Annotated in this window: 22 protein-coding genes; 11 read left to right on the top strand and 11 right to left on the bottom strand. The window is 59.3% G+C overall.

The window, feature by feature from the left end; all coding sequences use genetic code 11:
- Nucleotides 1-261 precede the first annotated feature (261 nt).
- Nucleotides 262-828: a hypothetical protein gene (locus tag AC07V8_RS15845; protein ID WP_494679115.1), complete on the top strand. Its 567-nt coding sequence runs from the start codon at nucleotides 262-264 to the stop codon at nucleotides 826-828.
- Between the two features lie 206 nt (nucleotides 829-1,034).
- Here AC07V8_RS15845 and AC07V8_RS15840 read toward each other — a convergent pair whose 3' ends face one another.
- The 3 genes from AC07V8_RS15840 to AC07V8_RS15830 form a co-directional block, all read right to left on the bottom strand.
- Entirely contained in the window at nucleotides 1,035-2,381 is a 1,347-nt protein-coding gene (locus AC07V8_RS15840; RefSeq protein WP_494679116.1) for a DEAD/DEAH box helicase, read from the bottom strand.
- 288 nt (nucleotides 2,382-2,669) lie between these two features.
- Complete coding sequence (locus AC07V8_RS15835) at nucleotides 2,670-3,128, bottom strand: VOC family protein (protein WP_494679117.1); 459 nt, start codon at nucleotides 3,126-3,128, stop codon at nucleotides 2,670-2,672.
- A gap of 157 nt (nucleotides 3,129-3,285) precedes the next feature.
- Nucleotides 3,286-4,089 carry an inositol monophosphatase family protein gene (locus AC07V8_RS15830; protein WP_494679118.1) on the bottom strand — a complete coding sequence of 268 codons (804 nt, stop codon included), beginning with the start codon at nucleotides 4,087-4,089 and terminating at the stop codon, nucleotides 3,286-3,288.
- Between the two features lie 262 nt (nucleotides 4,090-4,351).
- Here AC07V8_RS15830 and AC07V8_RS15825 point away from each other — a divergent pair, with 262 nt between their 5' ends.
- Complete coding sequence (locus tag AC07V8_RS15825) at nucleotides 4,352-5,128, top strand: RNA methyltransferase (protein WP_494679119.1); 777 nt, start codon at nucleotides 4,352-4,354, stop codon at nucleotides 5,126-5,128.
- Nucleotides 5,129-5,175: 47 nt separating this feature from the next.
- Here AC07V8_RS15825 and lexA read toward each other — a convergent pair whose 3' ends face one another.
- Nucleotides 5,176-5,823: a transcriptional repressor LexA gene (gene lexA / locus AC07V8_RS15820; RefSeq protein ID WP_494679120.1), complete on the bottom strand. Its 648-nt coding sequence runs from the start codon at nucleotides 5,821-5,823 to the stop codon at nucleotides 5,176-5,178.
- Nucleotides 5,824-6,135: 312 nt separating this feature from the next.
- Here lexA and rpsF point away from each other — a divergent pair, with 312 nt between their 5' ends.
- Genes rpsF through rplI form a run of 4 tightly spaced genes read left to right on the top strand, consistent with a single transcriptional unit; the run spans nucleotide 6,136 to nucleotide 7,682 of the window.
- Entirely contained in the window at nucleotides 6,136-6,504 is a 369-nt protein-coding gene (gene rpsF, locus AC07V8_RS15815) for a 30S ribosomal protein S6 (protein ID WP_038488331.1), read from the top strand.
- Nucleotides 6,505-6,550: 46 nt separating this feature from the next.
- On the top strand, nucleotides 6,551-6,868 hold the full coding sequence (gene priB / locus AC07V8_RS15810) for a primosomal replication protein N (protein ID WP_199111001.1): 318 nt from the start codon (nucleotides 6,551-6,553) through the stop codon (nucleotides 6,866-6,868).
- 50 nt (nucleotides 6,869-6,918) lie between these two features.
- Nucleotides 6,919-7,203, top strand: coding sequence for a 30S ribosomal protein S18 (rpsR, locus tag AC07V8_RS15805; protein ID WP_038488337.1), 285 nt, complete (start codon nucleotides 6,919-6,921; stop codon nucleotides 7,201-7,203).
- A gap of 26 nt (nucleotides 7,204-7,229) precedes the next feature.
- Entirely contained in the window at nucleotides 7,230-7,682 is a 453-nt protein-coding gene (gene rplI, locus AC07V8_RS15800; protein WP_211441614.1) for a 50S ribosomal protein L9, read from the top strand.
- Here the strand turns inward: rplI and AC07V8_RS15795 are convergent.
- A complete protein-coding gene (locus AC07V8_RS15795; protein WP_494679121.1) occupies nucleotides 7,679-7,801 on the bottom strand; it encodes a hypothetical protein in 123 nt (40 codons plus the stop codon). The two genes, rplI and AC07V8_RS15795, sit on opposite strands and share 4 nt — an antisense overlap.
- Between AC07V8_RS15795 and AC07V8_RS15790 the strand changes: the two genes are divergently transcribed.
- From AC07V8_RS15790 to AC07V8_RS15780, 3 genes are all read left to right on the top strand, one after another.
- Entirely contained in the window at nucleotides 7,800-9,200 is a 1,401-nt protein-coding gene (locus AC07V8_RS15790; protein WP_211441613.1) for a replicative DNA helicase, read from the top strand. The genes AC07V8_RS15795 and AC07V8_RS15790 overlap by 2 nt on opposite strands.
- Before the next feature lie 188 nt (nucleotides 9,201-9,388).
- Nucleotides 9,389-10,015, top strand: coding sequence for a DUF47 domain-containing protein (locus AC07V8_RS15785; protein ID WP_211441612.1), 627 nt, complete (start codon nucleotides 9,389-9,391; stop codon nucleotides 10,013-10,015).
- 75 nt (nucleotides 10,016-10,090) lie between these two features.
- Nucleotides 10,091-11,101 (top strand): inorganic phosphate transporter, encoded by a 1,011-nt coding sequence (locus AC07V8_RS15780; protein ID WP_211441611.1) that lies wholly within the window; start codon nucleotides 10,091-10,093, stop codon nucleotides 11,099-11,101.
- Nucleotides 11,102-11,221: 120 nt separating this feature from the next.
- On the opposite strand, the gene AC07V8_RS15775 is transcribed toward AC07V8_RS15780, so the two are convergent.
- The 6 genes from AC07V8_RS15775 to AC07V8_RS15750 form a co-directional block, all read right to left on the bottom strand.
- Nucleotides 11,222-12,799, bottom strand: coding sequence for a DHA2 family efflux MFS transporter permease subunit (locus tag AC07V8_RS15775; protein WP_494679122.1), 1,578 nt, complete (start codon nucleotides 12,797-12,799; stop codon nucleotides 11,222-11,224).
- A 99-nt stretch (nucleotides 12,800-12,898) separates the two neighbouring features.
- Nucleotides 12,899-14,107, bottom strand: coding sequence for an EmrA/EmrK family multidrug efflux transporter periplasmic adaptor subunit (locus AC07V8_RS15770; protein WP_494679123.1), 1,209 nt, complete (start codon nucleotides 14,105-14,107; stop codon nucleotides 12,899-12,901).
- Nucleotides 14,108-14,147: 40 nt separating this feature from the next.
- Nucleotides 14,148-15,662 (bottom strand): efflux transporter outer membrane subunit, encoded by a 1,515-nt coding sequence (locus AC07V8_RS15765; RefSeq protein WP_494679124.1) that lies wholly within the window; start codon nucleotides 15,660-15,662, stop codon nucleotides 14,148-14,150.
- Nucleotides 15,663-15,789: 127 nt separating this feature from the next.
- On the bottom strand, nucleotides 15,790-16,263 hold the full coding sequence (locus AC07V8_RS15760; protein WP_494679125.1) for a MarR family winged helix-turn-helix transcriptional regulator: 474 nt from the start codon (nucleotides 16,261-16,263) through the stop codon (nucleotides 15,790-15,792).
- A gap of 148 nt (nucleotides 16,264-16,411) precedes the next feature.
- Nucleotides 16,412-17,812, bottom strand: coding sequence for a sensor histidine kinase (locus AC07V8_RS15755; protein WP_494679126.1), 1,401 nt, complete (start codon nucleotides 17,810-17,812; stop codon nucleotides 16,412-16,414).
- Complete coding sequence (locus AC07V8_RS15750) at nucleotides 17,809-18,483, bottom strand: response regulator (protein WP_494679127.1); 675 nt, start codon at nucleotides 18,481-18,483, stop codon at nucleotides 17,809-17,811. Before AC07V8_RS15750 ends, AC07V8_RS15755 begins: the two co-directional genes overlap by 4 nt.
- Before the next feature lie 159 nt (nucleotides 18,484-18,642).
- On the opposite strand from AC07V8_RS15750, the gene AC07V8_RS15745 reads away from it, so the two are divergent.
- Both AC07V8_RS15745 and AC07V8_RS15740 read left to right on the top strand, forming a co-directional pair.
- Nucleotides 18,643-19,659 (top strand): ABC transporter substrate-binding protein, encoded by a 1,017-nt coding sequence (locus AC07V8_RS15745; RefSeq protein ID WP_494679128.1) that lies wholly within the window; start codon nucleotides 18,643-18,645, stop codon nucleotides 19,657-19,659.
- A gap of 133 nt (nucleotides 19,660-19,792) precedes the next feature.
- On the top strand, nucleotides 19,793-20,641 hold the full coding sequence (locus AC07V8_RS15740; RefSeq protein WP_494679129.1) for an ABC transporter ATP-binding protein: 849 nt from the start codon (nucleotides 19,793-19,795) through the stop codon (nucleotides 20,639-20,641).
- The last annotated feature ends 30 nt before the right edge of the window (nucleotides 20,642-20,671 follow it).

Here is a 20,671-nt window from a genome sequence, read left to right as displayed (position 1 = left end):
TTGCCGACAACAGCGACAGTAAAATTTCTGAAAAAGAAATCGCATCAGCTGGCCACCACGCGCATGAGCGAAAGGTGATGCGATGCGCCGCGCGTCAAAGTGCGCGCCGGTAAATCTTCAAGCAAGTTAGGTGCACGCTTAGGGCGGCTCGTTTCTGGTCGACATTATGATTGTGTTATTGGCATCTCTCTGGTGTCAAATATCCGGCGCTGCATATCCGCCGCGGCGCCTTCATGATCATCTGTCATTGAGGAGAATTGCATGCATGCTTTAGCCAATCCGTTCGCAACCATCAAATCGGGTACTTCACATCGCACCGGGAATGATTACAAGAACACCCTGCGCGCCAGTCTTTTTCCTATGGCATTGGCGCCGATCGTCTTTGCGCTGGGTCTCGGCGCTGTGCCTGCCATGGCAACACCGGAATATGTCGATGCCGTTGATTATCCCGGCCAGGAGCAGGGCTGGGACGCATTCCATGGCCTTGAGCGGCGCCTGGTGAGGGATTTCGACGACGTCTGCGGCGACACCTTCTGCGAAGGCGAATTCAGCAACCTGCAGGCTTTGCGCTACCGCTGTTCGGTACGGCAGGCCGACAGCCTCATCGGTGAATGCATCTGGACTTTTGCTGGCAGCAATGCAGCGATCGATAGCGCTACCGGCAAGGTGATGGTAGATGCGCGGACCTGGGCATGTCGTACGCCACTGGCGCCGCAAACCCCGATAGCGACGTTCTACAGTGCGTTGTCGGTTGCAAGGCCGATGCAGGCGACGCTGCCGGCCACGACAACGACCATCCACGAGGGCTTGTCGAATTGCTTGAATTGATCGAACTAAAATATCCGGGCGTTGTATCCGCGGCGGATGGCGTTCAGGATGGGGGGAGGAACTGTATGGCCGGCTTCGCCGGAGGTCGGGGTTGATCAGGTCTGGACTGCAGGTCAGGCCCGATCGTCATGCATTATCTTTTATGCGGGATGCTGCCGGTGGCGCTGCTGACAGCGGCGCCACCGGTTTGCCTGGATTCAGCCGGTTTAACGGCCGCGTCCGCCGGAGCGGCGTGGGGCCGCCGGGCGTGCCTGTGAACCGTTGCCGCCACCGTGGCCGCGCGATGGCCCCTGGGCCGGCTTGGCGCCGCCTGGCGTGCCGCCGGGCGAACGGCCGCGTCCACCGCCACCTCCGCCGGCACGTTGACCGCCGCCGCCGCTGCGCAGCTGGATAGGCTGGGCGCGGGCGTTAGGATCCGGCTCGAAGCCGGCAATCACTTCTTTCGGCAGTTCGCGCTTGATCAGCTTCTCGATGTCTTTCAACATCTGGTGTTCGTCCACGCATACCAGCGACACAGCTTCGCCGGTGGCGCCGGCACGGCCGGTACGGCCGATCCGGTGCACATAGTCTTCCGGCACGTTAGGCAGGTCGTAATTGACCACGTGCGGCAACTGGTCGATATCGATGCCGCGGGCGGCGATGTCGGTCGCTACCAGCACTTGCAGGCTGCCGTCCTTGAACTCGGCCAGCGCGCGGGTGCGGGCAGACTGGCTCTTGTTGCCGTGGATCGCCATGCCGCTGATGCCGTCTTTTTCCAGCTGCTCGACCAGCTTGTTGGCGCCGTGCTTGGTGCGGGTAAACACCAGCACCTGCGACCATTGATGGGTCTTGATCAGATGCGCCAGCAACGGGTGCTTGCGGTCGCGGTCCACCGGATGGATCTTTTGCTGGATCACTTCCACGGTCGAATTGCGGCGCGCCACTTCGATCATGGCCGGCGAGTTCAGCAAATTGTCGGCGAGGATCTTGATCTCGTCCGAGAAGGTGGCGGAGAACAGCAGGTTCTGGCGCTTCTTCGGCAGCACCGCAAGAATCTTCTTGATGTCGCGGATGAAGCCCATGTCCAGCATGCGGTCAGCTTCGTCGAGAATCAGGATTTCCACGTGGTTCAGATTGACGGTGCCTTGCTGCATGTGATCCAGCAGGCGGCCCGGGGTGCACACCAGGATATCGACGCCATGCTTGAGTAGCTTGATTTGCGGATTGATGCCGACGCCGCCGAAAATCACGGCCGAGGTCAGCTTCAGGTATTTGCCGTACAGGCGCACGCTTTCCTCGACCTGGGCTGCCAGCTCGCGGGTCGGGGTCAGCACCAGCGCGCGGATCGGACGCTGGCTGCCGGTCGGATTGGTGGCCGAGGTCGACAGGCGGTGCAGCACCGGCAAGGTGAAGCCGGCGGTCTTGCCGGTGCCGGTCTGGGCGCCGGCCAGCAAATCGCCGCCGGCCAGCACTGCAGGAATCGCCTGCGTCTGGATTGGGGTAGGGGTGGTGTATCCGTGTTCGGTTACGGCACGAACGATGGCTTCGGACAAGCCGAGTTCAGAAAAAGACATGACAACTCAATAGAATAATATCGGCCTGTCGCCTTTTGTAAGGCGCCAGTCGCAGGCAAACGGGATTAGAGGAGATTGGAGCCACCCTGACCGAGGAATACGCTCCCGGGTCCGATAACATCCTTGACAGCAGTATTTGACTGGAGAATTTGCTGTGTCGCCGCAGAGTATAACAACGGCGCGCTACAGGCAAGCGTTTCCGCTGTATTCAGCGGGGAGCGGCGCAAAATGACCGCCGGCGCGCCGCTTGCAGAGCAAGGCGGGGCACGTCTGGCAGTCGGTAGGAACTTATTTCATTGCAGCCGCGGCACGTTCACGCAACTCTTCTTCCGAGTAATCGGCGATATGGGTGCTGACGGTCCAGACGTGGCCGAACGGATCCCTGAGGGTAGCGGAGCGGTCGCCATAGAACTGATCTTGCAGTGCCCTGACTTCTATCCCGCCGGCAGCAATTGCCTGGGGATAGGTGACATCGACATTGTCGACGTAAAGCACGATGCTCATGCTCGCTGCGCCAAGCGACTTGGGGCTGCGGATCAGCATTTCCGGACACTCATCCGCCAGCATGATGCGCGCGTTGCCGATCTGAATTTCCGCGTGGCCGATTTTTTTGTCGGGGCCTTCCATGCGCAGTATTTCTACTGCATTGAATGCTTTTTTATAGAATTCGAGTGCTGCGGCTGCGCCGTCGATAGAGAGGTAGGGAGTGACGCTGGTGTAGCCGTCGGGGATAGCTTTGACTGCCATGTTGCTCTCCTGTGGGTTGAGAAATGGTCGTTAAAAGTGTCCAATGATGTCGTTGCGCATGCATTGTAGTCTCTCAGCCGCGCAGTTGAACTGACAAAAGTATCAGTTTCCAGAATGACAGCAAGAACCAGCATTTCTTGCTGTCATCGGCAAGTTCTTATTTTGTGGCGTATGGCGACAGCAGGCTGACCATTTGTGCGAACACCTTAGGGCTGCCGGCCAGTACGTCGCCCTTGTACAGGTAATCGGACTCACCGGTGAAGTCGCCGATGATGCCGCCAGATTCGCTGATCAGCAAGGAGCCGGCAGCGATGTCCCAAGGTTTCAGGCCTTTTTCAAAGAAGCCGTCCAGGCGACCGGCCGCCAGATAGGCCAGGTCGAGTGCAGCGGAGCCGGGACGGCGCAGGCCGGCGCAGCTTTGGGTCATCACGCGGAACATCTTGATGTACTCGTCCATGACCGGGCCGTCGGTTACTCGGAACGGAAAGCCGGTGCCGATCAGGGCGTCAGCGATCTTGTCGCGCTTGCCGACGCGGATCCGCTTGTCGTTCAGGTAGGCGCCGGAGCCTTTGGTGGCGGTGAACAGATCGTTGCGGGTTGGATCGTAGACCACGGCCTGGGTGATCTGGCCGCGATGCTGCAAGGCGATAGAGACGCAATACTGCGGGAAGCCGTGGATGAAGTTGGTGGTGCCGTCGAGCGGATCGATGATCCAGACGTTTTCGTTGTCGTCGTGCAAGTTGGCGGAAGCGCCCGATTCTTCGGCCAGGATGGCGTGATCGGGATAGGCATTCTTCAATACGTCAATAATCGCGGCTTCGGCAGCCTGGTCGACTTCGGTGACGAAATCGTTGTGCTGCTTTTTGGTGACTTTCAGCAAATCGAGGTCGAAAGAGGCGCGCGAGATAACCGCGGCGCCGCGACGTGCGGCCTTGATGGCCGTATTGAGCATTGGATGCATGATCGGGTTCCGTTAAAATGGCGGCACTGTGCCAACCGGGAACAGAACCGCCTATTGATTGATAATAATGAACGATGCGGACTTTCCGGCGGCTATTGACGCTTATTTTGATAAATAAGCAGCTTTTAGTCGCAGAAATCTGCGTTATGGCGCTATTTTAAACCTAGATTGCATAATTGACCGCTTACTTTTACCCGAAAGGCCAGATGAACACAGATTTTCTTTCGTTTGATAGCGCTCGTCGCTTGAGTGGAGAGCACAAATGAACACGGCGAAAATCAATACGTCTCTTTTTCAGCGGCTGCGCTTCGTGCTGGTCGAAACCAGCAGTCCCGGCAATGTCGGCGCTGCCGCTCGCGCGATCAAAACCATGGGATTTTCCGAGCTGGTCCTGGTCAATCCGCGTTTCCCTGACGTCTTGCAGCGCGAAGAAGCCGTAGCCTTCGCCAGCGGCGCACAGGATATCCTGGCCTCGGCGCGAATCGTCGACAGCGTTGAGCAAGCCTTGGAGGGTTGTAATTTCGCGGCCGCCCTGAGCGCCCGCTTGCGCGAATTCTCGCCGCCCCTGACTGCGCCGCGCGCGCTGGCGGCGCAGCTCGCAGGCGACGTCAGCCTCAATGCCGCGGTGTTGTTTGGCAGCGAGCGTTATGGCTTGCCCAATGAAGTGGTGGAGAAGTGCAATGTCTTGCTGAATATCCCTGCCAATCCGGAATACTCGTCGCTGAATCTGGCGCAGGCGGTGCAGGTGCTGGCCTATGAATGCCGGGTTGCCGCCAGTGAAGATTTGTCGCCCGCAGGCGCCGGCGAGATTGGTTTCCAGGGCAATGCGGCCAGTCTGAGCGACATCGACGGCATGTTTGCGCATCTGGAGCAGGCTTTGATCGAAATTGAATTTCTCGATCCCGCCAGCCCGAAAAAATTGATGCCGCGCCTGAAGCGGCTGTTTTCGCGAACCCAGCTGGAAACCGAAGAGGTTAACATCCTGCGCGGCATCGCCAGCCAGATATTGACCAAGCGGCGCCGGCTCGACCGCTCCTGACGGCGGTCTGCCGTTGCGGCAGGCCCGGCCGTGTTTCTGGTTGCTCCTTAGTTCCAGCTACGCAGCAGGCCGACCGCCAGGCCTTCCAGGGCGAAGTCTTCCTGGGCGTTGACCACGATGGGCTCAAAATCGGGATTTTCGGGAAGCAGCTGGATCACCGAACCGGATTTCTGATAGCGCTTGACGGTGACGTCGTCGCCCAGCCGGGCCACGACGATCTGGCCGTTTCTTGCGCTGTCGACTTTCTTTACCGCCAGCAAGTCGCCATCCAGGATGCCGGCGTCGCGCATCGACATGCCGCGAACCTTCAGCAGATAGTCCGGCTTGGCGCTGAACAGGGCGGGGTCGACGTTGTAGCTGGCCTGGATGTGCTCCTGCGCCAGGATGGGCGAGCCGGCGGCGACGCGGCCGACCAGCGGCAGGCTGAGCTGCATCAGGGACGGGTGGGGCAGCGCCAGTTGCGTGCCCTGGCTGCGCAGCGTGGTTTCCGTCAGGCGGATGCCGCGCGAGGTGCCTGGGGCGATCACGATGGCGCCCTTGCGCGCCAGCGCCTGCAAATGTTCTTCTGCCGCATTCGCCGAACGGAAGCCGAGTTCGGTCGCGATTTCCGCACGCGTCGGTGGAAAGCCGGTGTTTTCGATGGCGTCCTTGATCAGGTCGAGGATTTGCTGTTGGCGGGCGGTCAGTTTAATCATAAGTGTTTGAAGGCTAGGTTTGACAGCCGAGGCTATCCAATTCAGATAGAGGCACAAAGCGACAAGAGCGACATAAAAGCGTTGTACTACATTTGTGCTGTGTATATCAACAGTCTGTATTTTTGTACAGTATTTGTGCAAATGCAAGATAAATTGATGCGGATTAGCCACTTCCTTATGTTTGTGCGGCCGCGAGCGCCTGAAAACATTGAGTTTTGTTGCAATTGCGCGTACTATTGCTGGTTTTCCTCTTCCCACACTCGTCTTGACGCCGAGGTGGGCGATTCTTCAATCAGTCCAAAAGGAGCTTACATGCGTCATTATGAAATCGTATTTATCGTCCATCCAGATCAAAGCGAGCAAGTGCCTGCAATGATCGAACGCTACAAAGGTATCGTCACCACACGTGGCGGCACTGTGCATCGCGTGGAAGACTGGGGCCGTCGTCAACTGGCATACCTGATCCAGAAACTGGCAAAAGCGCATTACGTTTGCCTGAACATCGAGTGCGACAGCGAAACTCTGGCTGAAATCGAAACCGGCTTCAAGTTCAATGATGCAGTATTGCGTCATCTGACCGTCAAGCTGAAGAAGGCCGAAACCGGTCCTTCGCCAATGATGAAGGCTGTGCAGAAGGAAGATGCTGCCAAGAGCCATCGCACTGAAGCGCCGGCAGCCTGATTTATCTGCCCCGCCAGCATTCTTATAGCCATCGAGTCCGTCAGGAGTGAGCCAAGCCAATAACGTGTTTCAGCTGGTTGCCGAAATTGCCGAACGTGAAGTCATACGTTATACACCGGCAGGCATTCCGATCGTATCTGCAAATCTGCAGCACCGTTCGGAGCCGATTGAAGCAGGAATCAAGCGTTTGATCGAATTCGAAATCGCCGCGCTAGCCGTCGGCGAGATTTCGGGAAGATTCAGTCAGGCGCCATTGGGGGGCACCTTCTGGTTTACCGGTTTTATGGCGCGTAAGAGCCGCAATGGCAGGAGTCTGGTATTTCACATCACGGATTTCGCTGCAATGGAAGCAGACGGTTCCTAGGGAACATAGCGGAAATTGCAGATTCATTATTTTAGATACAGGAGCCAAAAATGGCATTCGGTAAAAAGTTCGATAAAAGCAAACTGAAAAACAAGCGTCAACAACAAAACCCGCTGTTCAAGCGCAAGAAATTCTGCCGTTTCACCGCTGCACACGTTGCCAGCGTTGACTACAAGGATGTCGACACGCTCAAGGATTTTGTTCAGGAAAACGGCAAGATCATGCCAGCACGTCTGACCGGCACCAAGGCAATCTATCAACGTCAAGTGGACACTGCGATCAAGCGCGCACGTTTCCTGGCGCTGCTGCCATACACCGATCTGCACAACGCTTAATTGACGACTTGAAATAGGAGAAAAATATGCAAGTTATTCTGTTGGAAAAAGTCGTTAATCTCGGCAACCTGGGTGAAGTTGTTCGCGTCAAGGACGGTTACGCACGTAACTTCCTGATCCCGCAACGCATGGCGCGTCGTGCTACCACTACCGCCATCGCTGAATTCGAAGCGAAGCGCGCTGACCTGGAAACAGCGGCAGCAGCCAAGCTGGCTGTGGCGCAAGGCCAAGGCGAAAAACTGAACGGTCTGACTGTTCAGATCTCGCAAAAGTCGGGCGTTGACGGCCGTCTGTTCGGTTCCGTGACCAACTTCGACATCGCTGAAGCGCTGACCAAGCAAGGCTTCCCAGTTGAAAAAGCACAAGTTCGCCTGCCGAACGGCCCGCTGAAGACCACTGGCGAACACGCTGTTGCGGTTGCTCTGCACACCGACGTCGTGGTTGACATCGTCATCGCAGTGATCGGCGAACACGTTTAATACGCTGTTGGCAAAAAAATCATTGCACTTAAAAAAGCCGGGTTTTCCCGGCTTTTTTTACGCCCTTTTTCTGGCAGTGCAGCAAGACGCTTATAAGAAGCAGGTATAATTCGCGCCATGAAAGCACCTTCTAAAGCACCGTCCGATCCGCAGTTAGATTCCCTCCGCGTACCACCCCATTCGATCGAAGCAGAACAGTCCGTTTTAGGCGGATTGCTGCTGGATAATGCGGCGTGGGACAAGATCGCGGACTTCGTCAATGCCGACGATTTCTATCGCTACGATCATCGGATCATCTTCCAGCACATGGTCAAGCTGATCAACGGCAGCAGGCCTGCCGACGTGATCACGGTCTATGAATCGCTGAGCGGCACTGGCAAGGCGGAAGAAGTCGGCGGCCTGAGCTACCTCAATGCGCTGGCGCAAAATACGCCATCGGCGGCCAACATCCGCCGCTACGCCGAGATCGTGCGCGATCGCGGCGTCTTGCGCAAACTGATTACTGTCGCCGACGAAATTTCCGGCCAGGCTTTCAGCCCGCAAGGCAAGGAAGTCAAGCAGATGCTGGACGAGGCGGAATCGAAGATTTTCGCGATCGCCGAAGAGGGGGCGCGCGGCGCCCAGGGCTTCCAGGAAATCCAGCCGCTGCTGACGCAGGTGGTGGAGCGCATCGATGAGCTCTACAACCGCGACAACCAGAGCGATATCACCGGCGTTTCGACCGGCTTCATTGATCTCGACAAGATGACTTCCGGCCTGCAAAAGGGCGACCTGGTGATCGTGGCGGGACGGCCGTCCATGGGCAAGACCGCGTTCTCGGTCAACATCGGCGAGAACGTGGCGATCGACAGCGGCTTGCCGGTGGCGATCTTTTCAATGGAAATGGGCGGCGCCCAGCTCGCCATGCGTATGCTGGGTTCGGTCGGCAAGCTCGACCAGCATCGCCTGCGCACCGGCCGCCTCAACGACGAGGACTGGCCGCGCCTGACTCACGCAATCCAGAAGATGAACGATGCCCAGCTGTTCATCGATGAAACCCCGGCGCTCAGCTCGATCGAACTGCGCGCCCGCGCGCGCCGCCTGTCGCGCCAGTGCGGCACGCTGGGACTGATCATTATCGACTACCTGCAGCTGATGTCAGCCAATAACGCCGGTGAAAACCGCGCCACTGAAATTTCTGAAATCTCGCGTAACCTGAAGGGCCTGGCCAAAGAGCTGCAGTGCCCGGTGATCGCGCTGTCGCAGCTGAACCGCTCGCTGGAACAACGCCCCAACAAACGCCCGGTCATGTCCGACTTGCGCGAATCCGGCGCTATCGAGCAGGATGCCGACGTCATCCTGTTCATTTACCGCGACGAGGTATACAACCCCGATTCGCAGGAAAAGGGCACTGCGGAAATTATTATCGGCAAGCAGCGTAACGGTCCGATCGGCAGCGTGCGCCTCAGCTTCCTCGGGCAATACACCAAGTTCGACAACTATGTCGGCAATCTGGACGCGCCGTACGGCGGCGATTGATTACTGCTGCTGATTTTGTTGCATTAACGAAAAATTTACAAAAACCTGCTAAGCGCTGGTTGAGCGAGCCTGATATATTTCAGTTTCGTGACATTGTTTGCTTTAAATTAATATCCTTGGTTTAAATGTAAACGTAGTTGTAATTGTAGTTTTAGATTTAGCTTAACCCTCAACAGAGAGAATAAAACATGTTTGGACGATTGATGCCCACCGAGGGCAAATTCTTTGAGCTCTTTAATCAGCATGCAGAGCTATGCGTCAAGGGCGCCAAAGAAATGGTGGCGTTGATGACTAATTTCGACGATCTGGAAATCCGCGTGCACGCGATCGAAGGCATCGAGAAGCAGGCCGACCAGGTCACGCATCACGCGATCGACATGCTGCACAAGACCTTCATTACGCCCATCGACCGCGACGACATCCACCAGCTGATCACCCGCATGGATGACATTCTCGATCTTCTGGAAGATGCGGCACAGACCATCTCGCTGTACGACATCAAGGCCATCACGCCTGAGGCCAAGCGCCTGGCCGAGCTGTGCCTGGGCTGCGCCGAGAAGGTCAAGGCCGCGGTAGGCTTGCTGCACAATATGGACAACTCGCGCGAGATCCTGGCGATCTGCGTCGAGATCGACCGCCTGGAATCGGATGCCGACCACGTGATGCGCGCCGCCATGTCGAAACTGTTCCGTGACGAGCCTGATGTGCGCACCCTGATCAAGCTCAAGGCAATTTACGAAATCCTGGAAACAGTGACCGACCGCTGTGAAGATGTGGCCAACATCATCGAAGGCATCATCGTCGAAAATGCCTGATGCAGAGTAGGGCGACGGCGGCCGCTGGCCGCTGCCGCATCGACGTAATCCTAAAAAAAACCACTCTGGCTACTCATGCACACTCTTCAAATCAGTATTTACGCTCTCGTTTTTCTCATTGCACTGGCGCTGGTGTTCGACTTCATGAACGGCTTCCATGATGCCGCCAATGCGATCGCTACCGTGGTTTCCACCGGCGTCCTCAAGCCGCAGCAGGCGGTGGCTATGGCCGCGCTGTTCAACTTCATCGCGATTGCGGTATTCCAGCTGCACGTCGCCGCTACCGTCGGCAAGGGCACCATCGATCCCAATGTGGTTGACCATTACGTCGTCTTCGGCGCCCTGGTCGGGGCCATCTGCTGGAACATCCTGACCTGGTACTACGGCATTCCATCGTCTTCCTCGCATGCCTTGATCGGCGGCCTGGTCGGCGCCGCGGTGGCCAAGGCCGGCACCGGATCGCTGATTTCGGCCGGCTTGATCAAGACGATTGCTTTCATCGTGCTGTCGCCGCTGCTGGGCTTCGTGTTCGGCTCCATCATGATGGTCCTGGTGTCGTGGATTTTCGTGCGTTCGACGCCGCGCAAGGTCGATAAATGGTTCCGCCGCCTGCAGCTGGTGTCAGCTTCCATGTATAGCCTGGGTCACGGCGGCAACGATGCGCAAAAGACCATCGGCATCATCTGGATGCTGTTGATCGCCACCGGATTTTCGCAAGCCAGCGATGCCCTGCCGCCATGGTGGGTGATCATTTCGTGCTATAGCGCGATCAGCCTCGGCACCTTGTTCGGCGGCTGGCGCATCGTCAAGACCATGGGCCAGAAAATCACCAAGCTGAAACCGGTAGGCGGCTTCTGCGCCGAGACCGGTGGCGCCATCACGTTGTTCCTGGCGACCATGCTCGGCGTGCCGGTGTCGACTACCCACACCATCACCGGCGCCATCGTCGGCGTCGGCGCCGCGCGCCGTGTTTCTGCGGTGCGCTGGGGCGTTGCCGGCAATATCGTCTGGGCTTGGGTGCTGACGATTCCAGCTTCGGCTTTCATGGCAGCGATAGCCTGGTGGATCGGCAAGCATATCTTGTAATTGATAGACAGGGCTGGCTGGGTGAAGCGGCCTTCCAAAGCAAAACGGGCGGTGCATAGTGAATATGCGCCGCCCGTTTTTTTATCGGCCCCGCTATCGGGGCTGCCCTGCGTTTATGGCTTAGTGTGCGCCGCCGGCATCCACCGGCAGGCTGGAACGCTGCGGCTTGGTCAGCCACACCAGCGCAATCAGCATCAGGAACAGCACCGCCGAGATCCAGAAGATATCGGTCGCCCCCTGGGTGGCGGCCTTGACCGAAATCAGGCGGTCTATGGTGGCCCACGCAGCCGGTTCCGGCATCCCCTGGGCCGTCAGGCTATGCACCGCCTCGGTAAATGCCGGACTGTGCGGGCCGGTGAACTCCGTCAGCTGCGAATGGTGCAGGGAAGTGCGGCGGTCCCACAAGGTGCTGGTGATCGAGGTGCCCATGCCGCCGAACATGATCCGCACGAAGTTGGACAGGCCCGCGGCCGAAGGAATCTTGTCCGGCGGCTGGCCTGACAGGATGATCGAGGTCAGCGGAATGAAGAACATGGCCATCGCCGCACCCTGGATGATGGTCGGGATCATCAGCGTGAAGGTATCGACGTTCTCGGTGAACTGTGAACGCAGGTAGAACACGATCGCAAAGATGAAAAAGGCGGTGCTGGCGACCCAGCGCGCATCGATCTTGGGCAGCATCTTGCCGATGAAGGGCGACAGGATGATCGCAAAGATTCCCACCGGCGCCATCACTTCGCCGGCCAGCGTTGCGGTATAGCCGAGCGTGGTCTGCAGCCACAAGGGCAGGATCACCAGGCCGCCGAACATCAGGCCGTAGCCGACCGAGATGGCGATCACGCCGCCGCTGAAATTGCGGCCCTTGAACAGCCTGAGGTCGACCACCGGGTGGTCGTCGCCGAGTTCCCAGATGATGAAGTAGATAAAGGCAACCAGCGCCACCGCGCCCAGGATCACGATGGTGGAAGAGTTGAACCAGTCGAGCTCCTTGCCCTTGTCCAGCATGATCTGCAGCGAACCGACCCAGACCACCAGCAAGGCCAAGCCGACTTTGTCGATCGGCAGCTTGTAGGTGGCGGATTCGCGTTTGTGGTAGATCGACCAGGTGGCCCAGGCGGCAAACACCCCGACCGGTATGTTGATGTAGAAAATCCACGGCCAGGTGTAGTTGTCCGAGATCCAGCCGCCCAGCAGCGGCCCCATGACTGGCGCCACCAGCGTGGTCATGCCCCAGAATGATAGCGCCATCCCGCTCTTGGACGGGGTGTAACTGGACAGCAGCAGCGATTGCGACAAGGGAATCATCGGTCCGGCGACGGCGCCTTGCAGCACGCGGGCGGCGATCAGCACTTCCATGCTGGGCGCCAGGCCGCACAGGATCGAAGACAGCACGAACAGGATGATCGAGGTAACGAACAGGCGCACCTGGCCGAAGCGCTGGGTCAGCCAGCCGGTCAGCGGCACCGAGATGGCGTTGGCCACCGCGAACGAGGTGATGACCCAGGTTCCTTGCTGCGGCGAGACGCCGAGATCGCCGGAAATGGCAGGGATGGAAACGTTGGCAATCGACGAATCGAGCACGTTCATGAACACGGCGAGCGACAAGGCTACTGTACCCATGACTAGCTTGCCGCCGGTCAGCGGCGGCAGCGGTTGCGAAGGCGGCCGCGGTGGCGGCGCTGGTTTTGGGGAACTCATGAAGGCATTCCGATAAGGGTTATTGCATATCCGCTGCCGTCAGCGCAGCCGCCAGGACGGCGGCAGGCGCGACGGCATCCGCCGGCAAACTGCAGGGTGTCAGTGCGCTGCCGCTGCATTGTTGTTGGCAGCGATGATGCTGGCGATACGTGCATCGGCCTCCTGGCCGCTCTTGTCGAATACATCGGTGGTGTAGGCCGGTGCGGTGCGCGCGGTGCCTGCAGTGAGCGAAGTGCCTTCGGTTTGTGCGATGTCAACGTTGGCGTCCATCGATACGCCTATGCGCAGCGGATGGGTCTCCAGGTCTTTCGGATCCAGCGAGATGCGCACTGGAATGCGCTGCACGATCTTGATCCAGTTGCCGCTGGCGTTTTGCGCCGGCAGCAGGGCGAAAGCAGAGCCGGTGCCGGCTGCCAGGCCGACCACCTTGCCGTGATACTCGATCTTGGAACCGTACAGATCGGATTTCAAGGTCACCGGCTGGCCGATACGCATATTATTGATCTGCACTTCCTTGAAGTTGGCATCGACCCACAAGGCGTTCAGCGGCACGATCGACAGCAGCGGGCTGCCGGCGGCGACGCGCTGGCCAACCTGCACCGAGCGCTTGGCGACATAGCCGGTGGTCGGCGCCAGCAGGGTAGTGCGGGCCAGATTGATATAGGCATTGCGCAGCTGAGCGGCGGCGTTCTGCACGTTCGGATGCTGCTCAACCGAGGTGCGGTCGGTCAGCACCTTGTTGGAGGCCAGTTGCTCGCGCGCCGATTGCAAGGCTGCTTCCGCGCCCTGTACCGCAACCTTGGCGTGATCCAGTTCCTCCTTGGAGACGGCGCCGGTGCTGATCAACTGCTGGCGGCGCGTGAGGTCGGCGCGGGCGCGTTCCAGTTCTGCGCTGCGGGCAGTGACGGCGGACGCCAGGGTGTTATTGTTGACGAACAGCGTGCGCACCTGGCGCACGGTCTGGGCTAGCTGGGCTTCGGCCTGGTCCAGCGCAACCTTGGCGTCGGCCTTGTCCAGTTCCACCAGCGGCTTGCCGGCCTGCACCAGTTCGGTATCGTCGGCATTGATCGCCAGCACCGTGCCGCCGACCTGCGGCGTCACTTGCACCACATTGCCGCCGACGTATGCGTCGTCAGTGTTCTCGTAGTGGCGGGCGTAGATGAACCACCAGATGCCGTAGGCGATCAGGATAATGATCAGGGCAATGGTGACGCCGATCAGCAAGCCGCGGCGCTTGCCATTGCCGTTGCTGGCAGCGGCAGCCGGCTGCGCTGTTGCTTCTTGTTGGTTTTGATTTGATGTTGTCATGGCGCGGATTTCGCAATAAGTGAACGGTTGTTTTGGTTAATCAGTTAACAGCGCTGGCTTGCGGATTGCTGGCGGCGGCCGTCGCGGCAGGGCCCAGGCCGGCGGCGTCCGCGTCAAAGCCGCCACCGAGCGACTTGATCAGGTTGACGCGCAGGTCGGCCCGGCGCGCGCGCGTATCCAGCTCAAGCTTGCGCTGCGCCAGCCAGCCGATCTGGCTGCTCACCACCTGCAGCATGTTGGCGGTGCCGACCTGTTGCCGCTGCTCGGCCAGCTTCATGCCGCGCTCGGCTGCATCTACCGCGGTCTGCTGATTCTTGCCTTGCTCTTCCGCGGCGCGCAGCGACTGCACGCTGTCCGCCACTTCGTGGAAGGCATCGTTCAGCGCCTGGTTGTAGGTTGCCACCGCGCCGTCATAGGCGGCGACCCGCCCCTTGAGCTGGGCGCGCAGGGCGCCGCCTTCAAAGATCGGCAGATGGATGGCAGGGCCGCCGCCAACCACCTTGCTGCTGTGGTTCAGGAATTGCGAAAAGCTCAGGCTGGAAAAACCGATCATCGCCGACAGGTTGATGTCCGGATAGAACTCGGTCTTGGCTACCTTGATATCGCTTTGCGCCGCTTCTACCTGCCAGCGCGCCGCCAGCACATCCGGCCGCCGTCCCATCAGGCCCAGCGGCAGCTGGTCGGGCAGGGCGATGGCGCTGTCGGCCGGCAGCGCCGGCTGGGCAATCGCCAGGCCACGGTCCGGACCTTGGCCCATCAATGCTGCGATCTGGTTGCGGGTCAGGCCGATCGCTTCCTGCCACTGCGAGCGTTCAGCACGCAGGCCGGCCACTTGCTGGCGGCTCTGCTGGTTGTCGCTCTGAGTGTCGAGGCCAGCGGCAAAGCGCTGCTGGGTCAGCTTGTCCAGCTTGTCGCGCAATGCCAGCTGCTGGTTGGTCAAGTCCAGCTGGGCATACTGGCGCCCCAATTGCAGCCATGCTTTCGAGATGGCCGCGGTCAGCACCAGCCGCGCGGCGTAATGTTCCGCTTCCGCCGCCTTGCGCTGCGAGATGGCGGAGCGCAGCTGCTCGCTGTGCTTGCCCCAGAAATCCAGGTCGTAGCTAAAGTTCAGCGCCGTCTCATAGTCGGTCACGTACATGCCGCCGAATGGCGGCGGGTAAATGCTGTTCTCGGAAAAGCGTTCCCGCGTCGCCGACAAGCTGGCGCCGACTTGCGGCTTGCTGGTGGCGCCGGCCGCTTCCACCATCGCGCGCGAGGCGGCGATGCGGGCGGACGCCGCCTGCAGGTTCGGGTTGGTGGCCAGCGCTTCATCGACCAGTTGCTGTAGCTGGCTGCCGCCGATCGTGCTTACCCAGGAGCTGCTTGGCCACGCGCCACCCTGGCCCGGCAGGGAAGAAGCGGATGCATAGTCATCCGCGCTGTTCGAATGCGCGCTGCTGTGAATGCCGCTGAAGTTGGCGCAGGCCGCCAGCAGCAACACGGCAGCGCTGATGGCAAGGCGTTGCGTTGCGAGTTTCGGCAGGCGGCGCCTGGATGAAGATGAAAGAGGGTTCATGTCGATGTTGATTTGACGAGTTGATTTAGCGGCGACGGATAAATGACAATAAGGAATAACAACAGGGAACGACACAGGCGTTTGCTGCTTGTTTAAAAATAATACCGTATGGATAGTTCTTGCATAGTCAATGTGTTTTCTCTGTTGGCGTGTTGCTTGCCAGCAGGCGCCGCAGCATTGATTTCAAAAAGCCGATTTCTTCCGGGCTGAAATCCGAAAAGTGCTTGTTCAGTACGCCGCAAAATGCTTTCGGCATTTTTTTCGACAGCTCCAGGCCGTCGGCGGTCAGGTGCAGCTTGATCAGGCGCCTGTCGTGCGCGCAGGGTACGCGTGTGATCAGGTCGCGTGCCGCCAGGCGATCGATCATGCGTTTGGTCGATGCTGCGTCGGTATACGTCTCACGCGCCAAGTCGGCGGCAGTCGAGTATTTACCGGTTGACAGCATCAACAGAATCGCACCCTGGGCATGGGTAATGCCATATTCCGCCAGCGATTCATCCGAACTCTTGACCAGCATGGCGCGCGAGCGCGCCAGCAGATAGCCGATGCTTTCTTCTATCTGGTAGTTTTCCACGGTGAATATGGCTGCTCGCTTGCTCACGGATTGCTTGCTTTTCTTTGCTGACACATTAACTATTTGTTATTTATTTACCGCTTATTCGGGTAAATACTTGGATAAACATTCGTTGCCTAGGCAATAATGTACTGCAAAATAAATTTCTCTGCTGGCAATGTCCTAGAACTGTTGCTCAAGTTGTGTTTGCATTGCCGGACTCTGCGCAGGCCGGCAGATGCACCAGCACGGTCAGGCCGCTTTGCTGGCCGGAGGCCGCCAGCGTTACCGTGCCTTGCGCGGCGATCACGATTTCCTTGACGATGGCAAGGCCCAGGCCGGTGCCTTCCTGGCCCGGGGCGGCGTTGCGGAAGAAGCGTTCGAACACGCGGTCGCGCACTTCGGCCGGAATGCCGGGGCCGTTGTCGCTGACGCGGATGGCGACCTGTTCATGGCTGGCGGCAATGCTCACGGTGACCTTGCCGTGCGCCGGGGTGTAGCGGATGGCGTTGTCGACCAGGTTCATCATCATGGCGTTGAACAAGCCCTCGTTACCCATGACCCAGGCCTGCTCAAGCGCGGTGTCGAGGCCCAGGTCGATATTCTTGCGCTGCGCCAGGTCGACAATCTCTTCCAATACCGTGGCGGCCACCGCAATCAGGTTCACCGGATGGCGCAGGAAAGCGGTGGTGTTGGATGCTTCCGCCTGCGACAGCAGCAGCAGCTTGTTGGTCAGCTCGGTCATGTTGTGGCTGCTTTCCTGCAGCGCCAGCAGCACTTCGCCGCGCCGCTGCTCGTCGGTCAGGCGGCGGGCAAACTGGATCTGCGAATCGATCAAGGTCAGCGGCGTACGCAGCTGATGGGCGGCGTCGGCGATAAAGCGCTTTTGCGCGGCGACCTGGGTGTTGAGGCGCTGGATGGTCTGGTTGATGGCTTCGACGATGGGGCGCAGCTCCAGCTGCAACTGGCCGGCCTTGATCGGCGACAGCGAGGTGGCCTCGCGCAAGGCCAACTGGTCCTTCAGATGCATCAGCGGCCGCAGCTCCATGGTCAGGCCGATCACCACCAGGGCGATGGCCAGCAACAGCATGGCGATCTGGCCATGCAGGGCAGGGCGCCACAGATCGGCCAGCATCTGGTCGTGGGCGCGCGTGGTCTGCCCTACCAGCACGGCGATCTTGCGCAGCTGGCCGGCGTTGTAGAGGGTCCGTACCTGGCTCACCACGCGCAGCGCCTGGCCGTGATAATCGATGTTGTTGAATGCCGGCGCCGTTACCGGAAAGCGCAAGGCCGGCGGGAAATCGGGGCGTCCGGCCAGCAGGCTGTCATGATCGGTGATGACCTGGTAAAACACCTGGTCCTGTTCGGGCGAGACCAGCAGCTCCAGTGCCGCCGGCGGCACGCTGGCGTGCGGCACGCCGTCCAGCCACTGGATTTCGCCGGCGATCACCTGGGCCGCGGCCAGCAAGGCATGGTCCTGGATCAGGTCCGCAGTCTGGCGCGCGCTGCGGTACGACAGCGTGGCGCTGATGGCGACGAATAACGTCAGCGGAATCAGCAACCACAACAGTAAGCGCAGGCGCAGGCTGATGATCAAGTGAGGTCTTTCTGTTTGAGCAGATAGCCGAGCCCGCGCAAGGTCATGATGGCGGCCTGGCAGTGTTCCATTTTCTTGCGCAAGCGATGGATATAGATTTCGATGGCGTCCGCGCTCGGTTCGTCATCCAACCCGAACACGCCGTCCATCAGGGCCGTCTTCGAGACGGTCTTGCCTTGCTTGAGCATCAGGATTTCCAGCACGTCGTGCTCGCGGGCGGGCAGCGCCAGCAACTGGCCGGCGATCGAGAATTGCCGGGTGTTGCTGTCGTAGTGGAGGTCGGCGCAATGCATTTCCGCCGTCTTGTCGGACGTCTGGCGGCGGATCAGGGCCTTGATCCTGGCGACCAGTTCGCGTACTTCAAACGGCTTGACCAGGTAATCGTCGGCGCCGGCGCCCAGGCAATCGACCTTTTCGTCGATCGAGCCGCTGGCGGTCAGGATCATCACCGGCACGTTGTTGTGGCGCTGGCGCAGCCGCCGCAAGACGCTCTTGCCGTTCATTTTCGGTAGTTGCAGGTCAAGCAGGACGACATCGTAGCTTTCGCTTTGCAGCAGGCTGTCGGCCATTTCGCCATCGGTGGCGAGGTCGATGGTGAACTTGTCTTCCTTGAGTATCTTGCTGAGCCACAGTGCAAGCGGCGGATTGTCTTCGATCAGGAGTAATTTCATGGATGCTGGCTAGGTTATGTTGCACTGCAATCTAAATTGTACCGATTTGGAAAGCTGGATGAAAGTTATCGCATCCTAGAATACGCTCAAGATTGGAACAATGGCAGCCTGTCATATGTATCCAGCGATTATCCCAAAAAAACAAATGGAGACAACGCAATGCATACCCTCATCCGCGGTTCATTGATTTCTGCTGTGCTGCTGTCCGGCGCGGTACTTGGCGCCAGCCAGGCCGTCGCGGCAGATTCAGGAAAAATCACCATCATGGTCGGCGGCATCACCAAGATGATCTATCTGCCGGCCAAGCTGACTGAACAGCTCGGCTATTTCAAGGAAGAAGGACTGGACGTCGAGCTGCAATCGCAACCGGCCGGCGTCGATGCGGAAAACGAATTGCTGGCCGGCGCGGTGCAGGCGGTGGTCGGCTTCTACGACCACTCCATCGATCTGCAAAGCAAGGGTAAGGAAGTGACAGCGATCACGATCTTCGGCCAGGTTCCCGGCGAAGTCGAAATGGTCTCGACCAAGGCTGCCGCTACCATCAAGAGCATGGCCGACGTCAAGGGCAAGACCCTGGGCGTGACCGGGCTCGGTTCTTCCACCAACTTCCTGACTCAGTACCTGGCGGCCAAGAACGGCATCACCTCCAACCAGTATTCGGTGCTGCCGGTCGGCGCCGACAATACCTTCATCGTGGCGATCAAGCAGGGCCGCATCGATGCCGGCATGACCACCGAACCGACAGTTTCGCAGCTGCTGAAAACCGGCGAAGCGTCGGTGCTGGTCGACATGCGCACCGTCGAAGGCACGGTCAAGGCGCTTGGCGGCTTGTACCCGGCCTCCAGCCTGTATGTGCAGCGGCCATGGCTGAACACGCACAAGGTGGAAGCGGCCAAACTGGCGCGCGCTTTTGTCAAGACGCTGAAATTCATCAACACCCACAGCGCTGCCGAGATCGCCGACAAGATGCCGAAGGACTACTACGGCAACAACAAGCCGATGTACGTGCAGGCGCTGCAGAATTCCCTGCCGATGTTTTCCGCCGACGGAACCATGCCGGCCGGCGGCCCGGAAACCGTATTGCAGGTTCTGTCCGGATTCAATCCGAACGTCAAGGGCAAGCACATCGACCTGGCTAAAACCTATACCAACGAGTTCGTCAGCCCAGCCAAATAAACGCGACGCTGAATGTGAAGACCGGCTTCTCCTGCGCTTAGGCGCGGGCGGACCGGCAAACGGACGGCGCTGGCCGACGCGATGTTCGCGTGCGGCGGGAGTCCTGCCGTCCGGAATTAACAAGGAAACTGAAATGACCCAAACAGCATACGCCTCGGCTGCGTCAGCCTCACCCGTCAAGCTGGCGACGCCGGAACCGTCGCGCGATACGCCAGCCATCGAACTGCGCAATGTCTCCTGCCGCTTCATCTCGCCGGACGGCAAGGCGACCGTGGCCTTGCGCGACTTCACCATGAGCGTGGCGCGCGGTGAATTCGTCGCGGTGGTCGGTCCTACCGGCTGCGGCAAATCGACCACCCTGAGCATGATCACCGGTCTGCTCAAGCCGACGGTAGGCGAGGTGCGCATCATGGGCGAGCCGGTCAACGGCATCGATCCGCGCATCGGCTTTGTATTCCAGAACGATGCGGTGTTCCCGTGGCGCAGCGTGCTGCACAACGTCGCGGCGGGGCCGCTGTTCCGCGGCAAGCCGAAGGATGCTGCGTATGCCTTGGCGGAAGAATGGATACGCCGCGTCGGCCTGGAAAAATTCGGCAATCACTATCCGCACCAGTTGTCCGGCGGCATGCGCAAGCGCGTAGCGCTGGCCCAGACGTTCATCAACAGCCCTGAAATCCTGCTGATGGACGAGCCGTTCAGCGCGCTCGACATGCAGACTCGTACCCTGATGCAGGATGAGCTGCTGCAGCTGTGGTCCTCGCAAGCTGGTTCGGTAGTGTTCGTCACCCACGACCTGGAAGAAGCGATTGCGCTGGCCGACAAGGTCTATGTGCTGACCGCGCGCCCGGCCACCTTGAAGAGCGTGTATGAAATCGACTTGCCGCGGCCGCGCGTGATGTCCGAGGTGCGCTACGAACAGCGCTTCATCGATATCTCGCGCAAGATCTGGGCCGATCTGCGCGAAGAAGTGCATATCAGCTGAATCGTTTTATCCCATTTCACAGTGTCGCCT

Source organism: Collimonas sp. GW821-FHT02H07, from assembly GCF_059421505.1.
This window is presented reverse-complemented; position numbering and strand designations above follow the sequence as displayed.

Coding starts and splice junctions, on each gene's coding strand:
- AC07V8_RS15830 (WP_494679118.1), bottom strand. CDS start 4,089: ATGCATCCAATGCTCAATACGGCCATCAAGGCCGCACGTCGCGGCGCC.
- AC07V8_RS15770 (WP_494679123.1), bottom strand. CDS start 14,107: ATGACAACATCAAATCAAAACCAACAAGAAGCAACAGCGCAGCCGGCT.
- AC07V8_RS15845 (WP_494679115.1), top strand. CDS start 262: ATGCATGCTTTAGCCAATCCGTTCGCAACCATCAAATCGGGTACTTCA.
- AC07V8_RS15825 (WP_494679119.1), top strand. CDS start 4,352: ATGAACACGGCGAAAATCAATACGTCTCTTTTTCAGCGGCTGCGCTTC.
- AC07V8_RS15740 (WP_494679129.1), top strand. CDS start 19,793: ATGACCCAAACAGCATACGCCTCGGCTGCGTCAGCCTCACCCGTCAAG.
- AC07V8_RS15840 (WP_494679116.1), bottom strand. CDS start 2,381: ATGTCTTTTTCTGAACTCGGCTTGTCCGAAGCCATCGTTCGTGCCGTA.
- rpsR (WP_038488337.1), top strand. CDS start 6,919: ATGGCATTCGGTAAAAAGTTCGATAAAAGCAAACTGAAAAACAAGCGT.
- AC07V8_RS15785 (WP_211441612.1), top strand. CDS start 9,389: ATGTTTGGACGATTGATGCCCACCGAGGGCAAATTCTTTGAGCTCTTT.
- AC07V8_RS15790 (WP_211441613.1), top strand. CDS start 7,800: ATGAAAGCACCTTCTAAAGCACCGTCCGATCCGCAGTTAGATTCCCTC.
- rpsF (WP_038488331.1), top strand. CDS start 6,136: ATGCGTCATTATGAAATCGTATTTATCGTCCATCCAGATCAAAGCGAG.
- AC07V8_RS15745 (WP_494679128.1), top strand. CDS start 18,643: ATGCATACCCTCATCCGCGGTTCATTGATTTCTGCTGTGCTGCTGTCC.
- lexA (WP_494679120.1), bottom strand. CDS start 5,823: ATGATTAAACTGACCGCCCGCCAACAGCAAATCCTCGACCTGATCAAG.
- AC07V8_RS15765 (WP_494679124.1), bottom strand. CDS start 15,662: ATGAACCCTCTTTCATCTTCATCCAGGCGCCGCCTGCCGAAACTCGCA.
- rplI (WP_211441614.1), top strand. CDS start 7,230: ATGCAAGTTATTCTGTTGGAAAAAGTCGTTAATCTCGGCAACCTGGGT.
- AC07V8_RS15750 (WP_494679127.1), bottom strand. CDS start 18,483: ATGAAATTACTCCTGATCGAAGACAATCCGCCGCTTGCACTGTGGCTC.
- AC07V8_RS15780 (WP_211441611.1), top strand. CDS start 10,091: ATGCACACTCTTCAAATCAGTATTTACGCTCTCGTTTTTCTCATTGCA.
- AC07V8_RS15795 (WP_494679121.1), bottom strand. CDS start 7,801: ATGGCGCGAATTATACCTGCTTCTTATAAGCGTCTTGCTGCACTGCCA.
- AC07V8_RS15775 (WP_494679122.1), bottom strand. CDS start 12,799: ATGAGTTCCCCAAAACCAGCGCCGCCACCGCGGCCGCCTTCGCAACCG.
- AC07V8_RS15835 (WP_494679117.1), bottom strand. CDS start 3,128: ATGGCAGTCAAAGCTATCCCCGACGGCTACACCAGCGTCACTCCCTAC.